The organism is Lentzea nigeriaca (assembly GCF_016907955.1).
In the GTDB taxonomy this organism is placed as follows: Bacteria; Actinomycetota; Actinomycetes; order Mycobacteriales; family Pseudonocardiaceae; genus Lentzea; species Lentzea nigeriaca.
In genome coordinates, this window is sequence record NZ_JAFBCX010000016.1 from 1 (window position 1) to 13,734 (window position 13,734).

Below are 13,734 nucleotides of genomic sequence, written 5' to 3' on the forward strand. Positions count from 1 at the left end.
GCTGACTGGTACTAATAGGCCGAGGACTTGTTACGAAGACGCTACGCATCCACTGTGCGGTTCTGGAAGAACAACCAGAACCGATGGTCGACGAGGGTCGGCTGGTTGTAATTTCATAGTGTTTCGGTGGTTATAGCGTTGGGGAAACACCCGGTCCCATTCCGAACCCGGTAGTTAAGTCCTTCTGCGCCGATGGTACTGCACTGGTTACGGTGTGGGAGAGTAGGTCGCCGCCGAACTTACGTACAGCAGCCCCCGAGGGTTGAGCGCCACAAGCGCTCCCCTCGGGGGCTGCTGTTTTCTGGCATAAAGGGTATGTGACCAATTCGCATGCCCCGGTGCTCGAGATGTTGTGGGAACCGCACGACCCCCTGGGCGCACTGGGCGGAAGATTCGGCTTCAGCGACGAGAGGTCGGCCGCGGACTGGGTCGCTACCACCCTGCACGAGCATTGGGGTGTGCGGGTCCGTGCCTGCGAGCGCATCGTGATCAGCGACCACAACGCACTGGCCTGGGTCGACACATCGTCGGGCCGGCTGCTCGCGAAGTGGTCGGTCGTGCCGTGGCTCTTCAGGCGCTTGGCGGAGATCGCCCGGCTCACGCAGTGGCTGGACGACCAGGGCCTGCCCGTCTCGGTGCCTCTTCCAGCTCTGGACGGTCGTCTTCAGGTCGAGGTCGACAACGCCTCGATGTCCCTGCAGCGGGAGATCGAGGGCGAACTGCTCGACACCGATGATCCGGTTCAGGTCCGTGCGGCCGGTGCGGTTCTCGCCCGGTTGCAGGAGGCGCTGGCGGTGTATTCCGACGCCGATCAGGTCGCTGCGTCTACGGGTCCGTTGACGCCGTTGCGGGCTCGGATCACCGGTTGGCTCGACTCCGATGCCGCATCACACGTACCGGTGGAGGCCAGCGCGGCTCTCCGCCGGTTGCTCACCGACGTGCCTTCCGGCGAACTGCCGATCGAACTCGGTCACCACGACTACCGCTCCGCCAACGTCCTGTGCGCCGGCACCGAGGTCGCCGCGGTCATCGACTTCGAGGAGGCCAGGTTCGACCACCGGGTCGTCGAGCTCGCGCGGTCCGCAGTCCTGCTCGGCACCCGCTTCCACGACTGGGGGCCGGTGTCGCGCGAGGTCCACGCGGAGTTCCTCGCCGGCTACCAATCCGTACGCCGGCTGACCCCGGTCGAAGCCGACTGGTGGGACGTCCTCGTGCGCTGGCAAACCCTGGCGTCATTCGATCGGGTGAACGATGCCCTGATTTAGGTCCTGCTCCCTCTAGTAGACCGTCGCCTCTAACCTTTGGTATGGGCCGGTCGTCCGCGTGTCGCGCGGCGTGTCGGCGATGTGATCGTGAGTTGGCGGTAGGTGGCGTGATCAGCAAACGTTTGCCTCGGCTCGCAACTACAACCAACTCAAGATCGCGGACCACACAACTAAGCCGCGACGGCCTACTAGTAATCATGTTCACCCCCCGGGAGGTGTCCCAAAACCATGGTCATCTTCGCCGCGCAATGAGGAAGACGCGTGGGGCGCCGGAGGCTCGCCGTTGCCCCGGTACCTTCTGCACCATGCACAACGAGCACCGCACCGCCCGTCGGTCAGCCGGCGTGGGCAGGACCGCCGACCTGGCCACGAACCCGTTCCGGGTCGACCGGGACCGAGTGGCGAGCTCCCCGTTCTTCGCACGGCTCGGCGGAGTGACGCAGGTGGTCAGTTCCACCGGGTCCGGTCTGCTCGTGCACAACCGGCTCACCCACAGCCTCAAGGTCGCCCAGGCCGCGCGGGCCATCGCGGAGCGGCTGATCGGCCGGCCAGAGTTGACCGCGGTGCTGGAGAAGCTCGGCGGCTGTGACCCCGATGTGGTGGAGGCGGCGGCGCTCGCGCACGATCTGGGGCATCCGCCGTTCGGGCATCTTGGCGAACAGGTGCTGGACCGGTTGGCGCGGCACCGGTTCGGGCTGCCGGACGGGTTCGAGGGGAACGCGCAGTCGTTCCGGATCGTGACGACCACGGATGTGCGGGGGCCCAAGGCGCTCGGGCTGGATCTGACGGTGGCGGTGCGGGCGGCGATGCTGAAGTACCCGTGGACGCGGCACCAGCCCCTCGACCTTCCGGTGGCGCCGCGTGGTGCGGCGGAGCCGGAGGACATGCCCGGCACCGGTAGTTCGAAGTTCTCGGCGTACGTCACGGAGATCAACGACCTCAAGCAGTCCAGGGAGCCGTTCGAGGGTCGGATCGAGGCGTGGCAGCAGACCGTCGAGGCGAGTGTCATGGACACCGCGGACGACATCGCCTACGCCATCCACGATCTGGAGGACTTCCACCGGGTCGGGGTGTTGCAGCACGCGACGGTGGCGGCGGAGCTCGGCACGTGGCAGACGCAGGCGCTCGACCTCGCCGGGTTGAGCGACGCGGAGCTCAGCGCGGAGATCCGGATGCCGGGGCGGTCGTTGGAGACGCTGCGGAGGCGCATGCACCTCAAGGACTCCTGGGTGATGAACGACGAGGCGTTCGCCCTGGCGGTGCGGAAGGTCAGCAAGGAACTGGTCGACGGGTTGCTGTCGGTGCCGTTCGACGGGTCGGTGGAGGCGGAGCAGGCGGTCGCCGGGTTCAGCGCGCGGTGGACACGACGGCTGGTGGACGCGGTCGGGGTGATCGAGGAGCCGACGCCGCGCTCCGGTCACGTGGTGCTGGCCGTCCAGCAGTGGCACGAGGTGCAGGTGCTGAAGTTCGTGCACCGCAGGTTCGTCTTGCTGCGGCCGGATCTGGCTCTGCACCAACGGGGACAGGCGCGGCTTCTCACGAGCCTCGTGGACGCGCTCGAGCAGTGGGTGACGGACCGGACCGAGTCGGATCGGTTGCCGCGCAGGTTGCACGACCTCGTCGAGCTGGCCGAAACGGAGTACGCGGCGCTCGCCCGGACGGAGCCGTCCACATTGGTCGGTCCCACCGGCGAACTGCCGATCGGACCGGACGTTGTTCGTGGTCTCGCAAGGGGTCGCGCCGTCGTGGACTTCGTCGCCTCGCTCACCGACAACCAGGCCGCGGCACTGCTGGAAGCCCTTTCCGGACGGACCGGTCAGTTGTGGACTGACGCGTTTGTTCTGTGAACTGTGATTGTGTCTGCCAAGTGGGAACTACCCCGATCGGATGCTGACTGTGATCAGTCGTGCGCCATACGTTGACGCCTCGGCCGGGATCATCCGGCCGCAGGCAGCGTGCTCGGGGGCACGCACAACGTTCGGGGGAGAAGCCCTGTGCGCCGATCTCGAAGAGGCACGACCCTGGTCACCGCAGGCACGGCAGTCCTTCTGGCAGCGCTCACCGCGGTGACGCCGGCGTCGGCAGATCCGATCAAGGCGTCCAAGTCCATCACCGACCGCACCGCGGCGCAGATCGCCGCGTTGCAGAGCATCAAGAAGTCGCTCACCCCTGCTGAATCCAAAGTGGACAGCACGCTCGTCGTGGAGGCGCGCAAGCGCACCCAGATGGGGACGATGAGCGCACTTCCGCAGGTGCAGACCGGTGTCGCCGTGACGCCACAGTCCACCACCCTCGTGGACATCCGTGCCAAGCAGTACTCCGTGGACCTGGTGAATGCTGTCCGTGCGGCGGGCGGACAGATCCGGGCAGTGTCCGAAGAGCACCGCACCGTGCGCGCCGAGGTTCCCGTCGCGAAGATCGCGGACATCGCCGCTCGCTCCGACGTCGCCCGCGTCGAGCCGGGCAGCGACGCGATGACGCAGGACGTGAAGAACAAGCGGGACAACAAGAGTCGCAAGCAGGCGCCGTCCAAAGAGGACAAGGCGAAGGAGATCGAGCGGCGGCTCGCGGAGAAGCAGCTGTCCGTGCAGGCCGCCAAGGTCAGCGAGAGCGACAAGGCGCACGCCGCCGAGGCGGCGCGCGGGTCGTTCCACGTGACCGGTGTCGGCGTGAAGCTCTGCGCCTTGTCGGACGGCATCAGCTCCGTCGCCGTGTCGCAGGCTGCGGGCGAGCTGCCGGCCGTCGACGTGCTGCCGGGCCAGGAGGGTTCCGGCGACGAGGGCACGGCGATGCTCGAGATCCTGCACGACCTCGCGCCCAACGCCGAACTCGGCTTCGCCACGGCGTTCAACGGTGACGCGAGCTTCGCGGACAACATCAAGAAGCTGCGCTTCCAGCTCGGCTGCGACGTCATCGTCGACGACGTGATCTACTTCAACGAGTCGCCGTTCCAGGACGGCATCATCGCGCGTGCCGTGGACGCGGTCGCCGCGGACGGCGCGTTGTTCTTCTCCAGTGCCGGCAACCAGGGCAACGTCGCCGACGGCACGTCCGGCCACTACGAGGGCCAGTTCGTGGACTCGGGTGTGGGTGTCGGCAAGTTCGCCGGTTCCGCGCACGACTTCGACCCGAACCCGAACGCCAAGCAGCTGTTCAACCCGCTGTCGAACTACTCGGGCGACACCCCGGTGACGCTGCACTGGGCCGACCCGCTCGGCCAGTCGGTCAACGACTACGACCTCTACCTGGTCAACGCCCAAGGCAACGTTGTCACCTTCAGCCAGAACAACCAGGACGGCGCACAGGACCCGTTCGAGCGCATCAACACACCCACGAGCTCGACGGGCACGCGTCTCGCGGTCGTGAAGTTCCGCGGTGAGGACAAATACTTCTCGCTGTCGCTGTTCGGCGGCCGGTTCGCCGACTCCAGCGACGGTCTCAAGAAGTTCGTCACGCCCGGCATGACCGTCGGCCACTCGGCGGCCAGGGGCGCGATCTCGGTCGCGGCGGCTCCTGCGGCAGCGGCGCTGCCGTTCGACCTGCACCCCGGCGACCCGGCCAACCCGAAGGGCCCGTTCCCGGACGCGTTCACCAGCACGCAGAAGCCGGAGCGCTTCACCTCCGACGGCCCGCGCAAGCTGTTCTTCGCGCCCGACGGCTCACCGCTGGCCGAGACCCGGCAGAAGCCGGACATCACCGCGGCCGACGGCGTGACCACGTCGGTGTCCGGCTTCGCGCCGTTCTACGGCACGTCGGCCTCGGCTCCGAACGCCGCGGCGATCGCGGGCCTGATCCTGTCCGGCAACCCGACGCTCAAGCCCGCCGAGGTCAAGGAAGCCCTTGTCACCACGGCGATCGACATCGTCGAGCCCGGTGTGGACAACCGCACCGGCGCGGGCATCGTCATGGCGGACAAGGCTTTGGCGTACACGGGTGCGTCGCCGCAGGCCCTGGCCCGCGCGCAGAAGCCGACGATCGTCAACGACGCCGACGGCAGCCAGTACCTCAAGCCGGGCACCACGGCCACGGTGACGGTGCCGGTGGCGAACGGCGGAGATGGTTCCGCCGCTTCGACTTCCGTCGTGCTGTCGACCCCGACCGCCGGTGTGACCATCGCGCCGCGGTCGAAGTACTACGGCAACATCGACGTCGGCCAGACGGTCTCCAACACCTTCAAGGTGACGGTGCCGGCGTCGGCCGCGCTCGGGTCGGCGGTCAAGCTCGACGCTCGGGTGACCTACGCGGGTTCGACGTCGCCGACGACGGCGTCGTACACCTACCGCGTCGGCGAGCCGTCGCGTGAGTTCAAGACGTTCGCGTACACCGGTGCGCCGGTGGCCATTCCGGACAACGACCAGACCGGCGTGTCGATCTCGCTGCCCGTGACGGGTGTCGGCGGCGCGTCGAACCTGAAGTTCTCGGTGGACGGGGCCACGTGCTCGGCGACGGAAGGCTCCACGACGGTGGGCATCGACCACACCTTCGTCGGTGACCTGGTGGGCACGCTCACCTCGCCGTCCGGCAAGTCCGTGACGCTGTTCTCGCGTTCCGGCGGTACCGGCAACAACATCTGCCAGGCCGTGTTCGACGACTCGGCGACGAAGTCGTTCGCGTCGGCGGTGGCAGGGGACGCGCCGTTCACCGGCTCGTGGAAGCCCGCGACCGGCACGCTGTCGTCGTTGCTGGCGGACCCCGCGGACGGCACGTGGACGTTCAAGGTCGCTGACGTCGTGGGCTCGGACAAGGGTTCCATCCGGTCCGTGACGCTGCACGTCGCCGGCTGGGTGTGATTCGCTGACGGTCTCGTCGGACAGGCCCTGGCACTTTGTGTGCTGGGGCCTGTTCGTTTGTGGTGGTCCCGTTGGCGCGGTCTCGGCTTCGCCTGCTGCCGTCCCAGACGCGTGAGGGGCGCTTCCCGGCTTGGGAAGCGCCCCTCACGCGTTCTGAAGAACTTCTAGCGGTTCGGCCACTCCCAGCGGATGCCGAACACACCGGGCCCGAACCCGAGTGCCACGGCGTGCACGCCGCCACTCGAGTCCAGGGTCAGGTTCCGCCGCCGCGACGGGGTTTCGTCGCCGGCGGGCACGCTGTACTGCTGAACGCGCGACGGGAGGTTCGTCTCGTCGAAGCGGACCTCGATCACGTACTCCCGCACCGGAAGCCGGAACTTGCGCGCGAACGTGTTGTTGCCCTTGGGGGCGTGGCCCTCCGGGAACACCAGCTGGTATTCCATGATGAGGGTCTCGCCGCGGGTCAGCGGACGGTCGAACATCATCTCGGCGACCATGATGTTGGCCTCGTGGTCGCGTGCGATCCGGCCCAGGTGGCAGTTGCGCACGTTCACGATCTCGGGGAGCACATCCGACTCCTCGGTCTCGAACACGAGCGCCCAGCGGTCGGGGCCGTCCTGCTCCGCGCGGAGGATCTGCCGCACCCACACGGATTTCTGCCCGCCGTCGGCAGAGATCTCGATGCGGTCGTGCTGGCTGATCCGACCGAGCTTCAGGTCGGAGGACGTGTCGACCTTCGAGAGCAGGTTCGCCACCCGCTCGCGACGCGCCCAGAGGGCGTCGATCGGCATCATCGTCGTCGGGCGGCAGCGGCGGCCTCGCGGACGAGGAGGGCCGAGCAGCGCCGACAGACCCGACTGAGGCACGCCCAGGACCGACTCGAGGTGCCGCAGCGCCTCCAGCGATTCAGGGCGTTCAGGCCTTCGCCGTCCTGACTGCCAGTAGCTGAGCGTCGCGACGCTGATGGTCACGCCGCGCAGTGCCAACCGGTGCTGGATGCGGTCGAGGCTGAGACGGCTCGCCTTGATCGCAGCCCTCAACGCCTCCGGGAACGGTCCCGTGGTCAAAAGCTGCGTAAGGCTGCCGTGGCCCGTTGAGTCAGTGTCGTCAACGGTCAGTGTTGGTCGACCGGCAGCAGTGGTCATGGTGACTCCCCGCTGTCATAAGATCACGCCCCAGTGACCCTACCCGTCCGTGAACACCGCTGGTCGAGACCGGATGGAGTCAATGGTTAATCCATACGGTTGACGAGTTCACGCTTTCGAGACTCATCTGTCAAGCGTTCCGAACCGATCAGTAACTTCCGTGTGCAGTTCACGCCTCGTATCGAGATGGCTCTAGTGTGTGCACGGTGAACGACCTCGACGTGCTGACCTCGGTGGCCGGCGCGGTGCTCGGGCCCGGTCCGCACGCGGTCGTCGACCTGCTCGACGTGGTGCCCGGCGTCCAGGTGGACGCGGTGCGGGCCACGGACGACCTGCTGCCCAGGCTCGCCCACGAGGAGTCCCTGGCGAACATCCTCACGCTCGCGCACGCCTCGCTGCGGCCGGGCGGTGTGCTGGTGGCGGCGGTCCCCGAGCTCGACAGGCTCGGCGCGCTCCGTCCGACGGCCCCTCCGCCCAAGGTGAACGGCGACAGGGTCACGGTGCAGCTCTGGGACTGGGCTCCCGACGGCCTGTCGTACGGCCTGGAGGTCGTAACGCTTCTCCGGGGTGTGACGGGGTGGGAGATCTCCGGAACGGTCTCCACGCGCCACAGGGTCCTCTCCGCGGCCGAGATGGAGGAGGCGCTCGGCGCTGCCGGGTTCCTGAGCGTGCAGAGGCTCTCGCCGCACGAGAGCGGCCACCGCGTCCCCGTGTGGGTGGCTGTCGCGTGAGCCGGGTGCGGCCGGTTCCGGGTGGACGGGCCGTCGAGGTCGAGCCGGAACGCGTCGAGGGGTGGATCCGCAGATTCGCCGATCGCCACGGCGCGATCGAGACTCGAATCGACGACACCGTGGTCGGCATCACCGCGGCAGACGGTGCCACGGCCACGTTCCGGACGCGCGGCGGTACTTCCATAGAAGAGGTGATTGAAGCTCTGATCACACCGCGCCGGATCGGCCTGATCCTCGTGCGGCTCGGCGGCCACAGCGTCGGTGTGGCTTTCGGCGGCAAGGTCGAGGTGTCCGCGACCGACCGCAAGCAGGTGCACGGGCGCATCAGGGCCGGCGGCTGGTCGCAGCAGCGGTTCGCCCGGCGCCGTGAGGGACAGGCCCGTGCCGCGCTGCAGGCCGCCGCGGACGACGTGTTCCGCGTTCTGGTGCCGAGGCTCGCCCAGCTGGACGGCGTCGTGCTCGGCGGCGACTGGCAGGCGTTGGAGGTGCTGCGCAACGACCGCAGGCTCACGGACGTCTTCCGCAAGGCCGAGGACCGCGTCCTGGACGTCCCGGAACCCCGGCGCGCGGTGCTCGACGAGGCCGCTGAACGGGCCCGCTGCGTCGAGATCGTGATCCAGGACACACGGGCAACCGGAGCGGACGCCGACCGCATGGATACGGGTGAGGGTGCCTGACCGAGGCACCACCGAACACCCGCTGGAGTCGAAAGTGCGCAAACGAATGGCGATCGTGGCTGGAGCCGTGGCGCTGGGTGCCGTCGGCATCGCGGTGCCCGCGCTGGCGCTGAGCGGTGGCGGTACGTCCGACCACGCGCCGACGACCTCGGCGCCCGCGACGACGCCGCCGGTGTCCTCGACGGTGACCCACCCGGCGACCACGCCTCCGGTGTCCTACCCGCCGAGCTCGACCGTGACGACATCGCCGGCGCACGAGCCGACGTCCTCGCGGCCGGAGTACCCGCCGACCACGGTGCTGCCGCCGTCGCCGACGTCGATCGAGACCTCGCCGAGGCCGACGACGAGGCCGTATCCGCCGTCGGTCACGACGTCCCCGATCGCGACGACGCCGCCGGTGTCGTCGGCCCCTGCCCGGTAGGGAGTCACCCCTGAACTGGGAGGCCGAGTTCACCGACTGCTTCGACCGGTGCGCCGACTCGATGCGCTTCACCGCGTTCTTGTTGTGCGGCAACTGGCATGAAGCGGAAGACGTGATGCAGTCGGCGTTCTTGAAGCTCTACCTGGCCGGACCCAAGATGCGGGACCGGTCGGGGCTCGAACCGTACCTGCGTCAGATCATCGTGCGAACGTTCCTCGCCGAACGCCGCAAGGTGCGCTGGCGCAGGGAGAAGCTGACTGACGCACCTCCCGAGGGCCTGTCCTCCGTCGCAGGGGCGGAGGACAGGCTCGTGGTGTGGCAGGCGCTCACCGCCGTGCCCGCACGGCAACGGGCTGTCCTCGTGCTGCGCTACTGGCACGATCTGAGCGTCGAGGAGACGGCGGCCGCGCTGCACTGTTCGACCGGAACGGTGAAGTCGCAGAGCAGCAAGGGGCTGGAGACCCTGCGCCGCAAGCTGGGACCCGAGTTCGACCACCTGAGGCTGGAGGTGTGATGGTTCGCGAAGACGACCTGCGGGCGACTTTCTCCGCTCTGCACGCGGAAGGGACGCCGCCGCGTGCCGTCACGGCCGCCGACCTGATCCAGCGCGGCCAGTCCGTGCGGAGCCGCCGCCGCGCCATCGCCGTGGTGAGCACCGGCCTTGCGACCGTGGGGGTCGTGGCCGTGGCGCTGGCCGTGCTGCCCGCCGCGACGCCTCCGGAACCGGCGGTGCCCGGCCCGTCCACGACCACCTCGGTGCCCGAGCCGTCGTCGTCCGTGCCTTCGCCCAGCTCGATCGAGTCGACGCCGGGCTCCGTGCCGCCCAGGACGACCCCGCCGCAGGATCCGCCACCGGTCCAGACGTCGACCTCGCCCCGGTCGACGTCGACACAGGTCTCGGCGCCGGCGACCAAGCCCGAGACGACGGTCAGCCCGACGTCCTCGATCATGACCACTAATTCGATGCCGCCGACATCGCGTTGAGCGGCACAATCCGGGCATGGCTCCTCGGATCCAGCTCGTCGAAGTGACCGACGCGAACCGCGACGCGGTGGTCGCGGTGCGCGTGCGTCCCGACCAGGAACAGTTCGTCGCGTCCGTGGAGAGGTCGTTCCAGCACGCCGAGCGGTACCCCGATGCGAAGCCCTGGTACCGCGCGGTCTACGCGGGCGACGAACCGGTCGGCTTCGTGATGCTCAGCTGGAACCTGGTCCCCAAGCCCGGGTTCCGCGGGCCGTACTTCCTGTGGCGGCTGCTCGTCGGCGCCGAGCACCAGGGCCGCGGCTACGGCACCGCGATCCTCGACGAGATCGTGACGCTGCTCCGCGCGGACGGTGCCGAGGAGCTGCTCACCAGCTACGTGCCGAAGGACGGCTCACCCGAGCCGTTCTACCGCGGCTACGGGTTCGTGCCGACCGGCGAGGTCGACGAGGAAGGCGAGATCATCCTCAGCCTGGATCTCAGCTCGCGACCGTGAAGTGCCGGTCGTCGCGCGGTTCCTCGAGCTCGTCGAGCACCGCCACGGCCAGGTCTTCCGCCGAGATCTCCGACGCGCCGGCGAGCAGCTCGTCCGTGCCGCGGCGGTAGGTGCCGGTGCGCTCACCGGGTTCGAGCAGCGCGGGCGGGCTGAGGTAGACCCAGTCCGCCGCGTGCTCGCGGCACACCTCCAGCTGGCGCACGCTCGCCTCGGCGATGGGCCGGATGTGCGGTGGGACGTAACGGTTGTCGTCGAGGACCAGGCCGCCGCCCGGTGTGCGCAGCGCCGCGGCGCCGCCCACCACGAGGATTCGCTTCCTGGCGGCGAGTGCCGCGTCCAGCAACGCTTTCGTCGTCGGGCCGACCGTGGACTCCTCGCCGGGGCGTGGCCGGGTGGCGGCGACGACAGCGTCCACTCCGGACAGAGCATCGGTCAGTGACGCGGTGCCGCGGAACACCGGTGTGACGTCGTGACCGCGTCCGGTCGCCTCGGCCACCACGCGCGACCCGACCATTCCGGCGGCGCCGACGACCGCGATCTTCACTGGAGAACTCCTTTGGCGAGAACGGGCGCGGGTCGCTGGGCGGCGACGATCGCGGCGAGAGCGAGAGCGAAACCGGTGAGCTGCACGGGATCCAGGGTCTGGCCGAGCACGACGACACCGAGCACCGCGGCGACCATCGGCGAGAGCAGTCCGAGCATCGAGACGGACGTGACCGGCAGCGTGGTGATCGCGCGGAACCACAGCACGTAGGCGAGCAGACCGCCGACACCGCCGAGCCACAGGTAGCCGATCAGCGCCGGGACACCGATCGCGGGCGGCGCGCCTTCGAACAGAAACGTCACCGGCACCAGGAACAGGCCACCCGCCGTCAGCTGCCAGCCCGCGAACGCCGTCGGGCTCGCGTCGGCAGGCCTGCCCCACTTCTTCGTCAGCGTCACTCCGAGGGCCATCGTCGCCGCGCCGCCCAGCCCGGCCAGCACGCCGATCACGTCGAACCCGGCCGCCGGCCCCAGCACCACCAGACCGACGCCGATCATGCCGACCACGCCCCACGCGAACCGCCACGCCGACGGGCTCTCCTTCAGCACGCCCACCGCCAGCAACGCGACCACGAGCGGTTGTGCGGCGCCGAGCACGGCCGCGACGCCACCCGGCAGGCGTTCGGCCGCGATGAACAGGAACGGGAAGAACAGGCCGATGTTGAGCACACCGAGCGTGGCGGCCCTGGCCCACCACGAACCGCGCGGCAGCGTCCTGGTGATCGCCAGCGCGACCAGGCCGGCGGGCAGCGAGCGGAGCAGACCGGCGAACAGCGGGTGTCCCGCGGGCAGCAGCTCCGTCGTGACCACATAGGTCGAGCCCCAGACCATCGGCGCGAACGCCGCCAGGGCGGTGCGGAAGAGGTCGTTGTTTTTCACGTACCTCAGTCTTGGGCCACGCGATCAATGAGTCCAACACATGCTTTTCATCTGATCCATCGTGATTCAAGATAGATTGATGGAGCTCCAGCAGATGCGGTACGTGATCGCCGTCGCCGAGACCGGCAGCTTCACCAAGGCGGCCCGGCGTTGCCTCGTCGTGCAGTCCGCTCTCAGCCACCAGGTCGCGCGCCTCGAACGGGAGCTCGGTGCCCGGCTGTTCGACCGCACCAGCCGCAGCGTCCGGCTGACGCCGGCCGGAGCGGTGTTCCTGCCGTCGGCCAGGCAGTGCCTCGACTTCGCCGAGCGGGCGGCGGCCGAGGTCGCGGCGGCGGTGGGGGAGGTGCGCGGACGGGTGGTCGTCGGGGTGATCCCCACGGTTGCCGCGGTGGATCTGCCCGCCGCGCTGAAGGTGTTCCGGGAGCGGTACCCGCAGGTGCGGGTGGCGCTGCGGATGTCACCGAGTCACGAGCTCGTCGAGCAGGTCCGGCAGGGAGCGGTGGATCTGGCGTTCCTCGGCCTGCCTCCGGGCACGCGACCGGAGGGTGTGCGCGGGCGCGAGCTGGCGCGCGACGAACACGTTGCCGTGGTGGCGCCGTCGCATCCTCTGGCCGGACGCGCTGAAACGGATCTGGCGACGCTCGCGGACGAGCTGTTCGTCGACTTCCCCGCGGGGTCGCCGGGGCGCATGCAGTCGGATCAGGCGTTCAGCGCGGCGGGGCTGGACCGCGAGGTGGCGTTCGAGGTGACGACCGCCGAGCTGATGGCGGGGCTCATCTCGGAAGGCCTCGGCGTTGCCGTGCTGCCGTCGCGGTACACGCCGCGGTTGAGCGGAGTCGTGACGCTGCCGGTCGTCGGTGGGCCGTCACGGGTGGAGCACCTGGTGTGGAGCGCGGCCGGGCTGACCCCGGCCGCGGCCGCGTTCCTCGACGTGCTGGGCGTTTCCGCCGATTAGCCCGCGGTTCCGGTCGCCAGCAGACCGCCGTCGACACGCACCGTCTCGCCCGTGATCCACGAAGCGGCGTCGGAGCACAGGAACGCCACGAGAGAGGCGACGTCTTCCGGCGTGCCGTAACGCTTCATCGGGTATGCCTGGACGCCTTCCTCCTCACGGCCGGACCACAACGCCTCCGCGAACTTCGTCTTCACCACGCCGGGCGCGACGGCGTTCACGCGCACCTTCGGCCCCAGCTGCCACGCCAGCTCCTCGGTGAGACGGATCAACGCCGCCTTGGACGCCCCGTACGCGGCGATCACGCCCGTGGACCGGATGCCGCCGATCGACGCGATGTTCACGACCGCGCCGCCGTGCTCGCTCATCCACGCCCTCCACGCGAGCTGCGTGAAGCCGAGTGCCGCCACGACGTTCACGTCGAAGATCTTCCGCACCGCGTTGAGGTCGGCGTCCATCAGGAACCCGAACTGCGGGTTGATGCCGGTGTTGTTGACCAGGATGTCGAGGCTGCCGAACTCCTCGACCGTGCGCGCGACGACCTCCTCGCGCGACGCGTCGTCGCCCGCGTTGCCCTGGACGGTGAGCACCTTGCCGCCGAGCTGCTTCGCCGCCTCGGCGAGCTGGTCGGCCTTGCGGCCGGTGATCGTGACGGAGGCGCCGCGGGAGAGCAGTTCGCGTGCGATGCCGAGCCCGATGCCGCGGGACGCGCCGGTGACCAGCGCCGTTTTGCCGGAGAAGTCTTCGCTCATGGCCCGGCAATCTATGCGCCTGGACACAGGTGGGAAATTCGATGGTCGCGACCCCGTAGACTGGGTTTCGTGATCCTCCTCGAGTAGGCCGACCCGGACGTG

Annotated in this window: 14 protein-coding genes and 1 rRNA gene; 11 read left to right on the forward strand and 4 right to left on the reverse strand. The window is 69.1% G+C overall.

The window, feature by feature from the left end; genetic code table 11:
* Positions 1–122 precede the first annotated feature (122 nt).
* The 4 genes from rrf (at position 123) to JOD27_RS36060 (ending at position 6,055) form a co-directional block, all read left to right on the forward strand.
* Positions 123–239, forward strand: a 5S ribosomal RNA gene (gene rrf / locus JOD27_RS36045).
* A 108-nt stretch (positions 240–347) separates the two neighbouring features.
* Entirely contained in the window at positions 348–1,265 is a 918-nt protein-coding gene (locus tag JOD27_RS36050; protein ID WP_204766953.1) for a phosphotransferase, read from the forward strand.
* Between the two features lie 305 nt (positions 1,266–1,570).
* Positions 1,571–3,112: a deoxyguanosinetriphosphate triphosphohydrolase family protein gene (locus JOD27_RS36055; protein ID WP_204766826.1), complete on the forward strand. Its 1,542-nt coding sequence runs from the start codon at positions 1,571–1,573 to the stop codon at positions 3,110–3,112.
* Between the two features lie 147 nt (positions 3,113–3,259).
* Positions 3,260–6,055, forward strand: a complete 2,796-nt coding sequence (locus JOD27_RS36060; protein ID WP_307830527.1) for a S8 family serine peptidase — start codon at positions 3,260–3,262, stop codon at positions 6,053–6,055.
* A gap of 164 nt (positions 6,056–6,219) precedes the next feature.
* Here JOD27_RS36060 and JOD27_RS36065 read toward each other — a convergent pair whose 3' ends face one another.
* A complete protein-coding gene (locus tag JOD27_RS36065; RefSeq protein WP_239570557.1) occupies positions 6,220–7,122 on the reverse strand; it encodes a helix-turn-helix domain-containing protein in 903 nt (300 codons plus the stop codon).
* A 284-nt stretch (positions 7,123–7,406) separates the two neighbouring features.
* Here JOD27_RS36065 and JOD27_RS36070 point away from each other — a divergent pair, with 284 nt between their 5' ends.
* Genes JOD27_RS36070 through JOD27_RS36095 form a run of 6 tightly spaced genes read left to right on the forward strand, consistent with a single transcriptional unit; the run spans position 7,407 to position 10,506 of the window.
* Positions 7,407–7,931 carry a hypothetical protein gene (locus JOD27_RS36070; RefSeq protein ID WP_307830528.1) on the forward strand — a complete coding sequence of 175 codons (525 nt, stop codon included), beginning with the start codon at positions 7,407–7,409 and terminating at the stop codon, positions 7,929–7,931.
* Positions 7,928–8,608, forward strand: a complete 681-nt coding sequence (locus tag JOD27_RS36075) for an acVLRF1 family peptidyl-tRNA hydrolase (RefSeq protein WP_204766829.1) — start codon at positions 7,928–7,930, stop codon at positions 8,606–8,608. The genes JOD27_RS36070 and JOD27_RS36075 overlap by 4 nt, the downstream gene beginning before the upstream one ends.
* A gap of 34 nt (positions 8,609–8,642) precedes the next feature.
* Complete coding sequence (locus tag JOD27_RS36080; RefSeq protein ID WP_204766830.1) at positions 8,643–9,029, forward strand: superantigen-like protein SSL4; 387 nt, start codon at positions 8,643–8,645, stop codon at positions 9,027–9,029.
* A gap of 10 nt (positions 9,030–9,039) precedes the next feature.
* Positions 9,040–9,543, forward strand: a complete 504-nt coding sequence (locus tag JOD27_RS36085) for a SigE family RNA polymerase sigma factor (protein WP_204766955.1) — start codon at positions 9,040–9,042, stop codon at positions 9,541–9,543.
* Positions 9,543–10,013, forward strand: a complete 471-nt coding sequence (locus JOD27_RS36090) for a hypothetical protein (protein ID WP_204766831.1) — start codon at positions 9,543–9,545, stop codon at positions 10,011–10,013. The genes JOD27_RS36085 and JOD27_RS36090 overlap by 1 nt, the downstream gene beginning before the upstream one ends.
* 16 nt (positions 10,014–10,029) lie before the next feature.
* On the forward strand, positions 10,030–10,506 hold the full coding sequence (locus tag JOD27_RS36095) for a GNAT family N-acetyltransferase (RefSeq protein ID WP_204766832.1): 477 nt from the start codon (positions 10,030–10,032) through the stop codon (positions 10,504–10,506).
* Here JOD27_RS36095 and JOD27_RS36100 read toward each other — a convergent pair.
* Positions 10,490–11,050 (reverse strand): NAD(P)-dependent oxidoreductase, encoded by a 561-nt coding sequence (locus JOD27_RS36100; protein ID WP_204766833.1) that lies wholly within the window; start codon positions 11,048–11,050, stop codon positions 10,490–10,492. The genes JOD27_RS36095 and JOD27_RS36100 overlap by 17 nt on opposite strands.
* Positions 11,047–11,880 (reverse strand): EamA family transporter, encoded by an 834-nt coding sequence (locus JOD27_RS36105; protein WP_204766956.1) that lies wholly within the window; start codon positions 11,878–11,880, stop codon positions 11,047–11,049. The genes JOD27_RS36100 and JOD27_RS36105 overlap by 4 nt, the downstream gene beginning before the upstream one ends.
* Positions 11,881–12,007: 127 nt before the next feature.
* On the opposite strand from JOD27_RS36105, the gene JOD27_RS36110 reads away from it, so the two are divergent.
* Complete coding sequence (locus JOD27_RS36110) at positions 12,008–12,883, forward strand: LysR family transcriptional regulator (RefSeq protein WP_204766834.1); 876 nt, start codon at positions 12,008–12,010, stop codon at positions 12,881–12,883.
* Here JOD27_RS36110 and JOD27_RS36115 read toward each other — a convergent pair.
* Entirely contained in the window at positions 12,880–13,632 is a 753-nt protein-coding gene (locus tag JOD27_RS36115; protein ID WP_204766835.1) for an SDR family oxidoreductase, read from the reverse strand. The genes JOD27_RS36110 and JOD27_RS36115 overlap by 4 nt on opposite strands.
* Between the last annotated feature and the right edge of the window lie 102 nt (positions 13,633–13,734).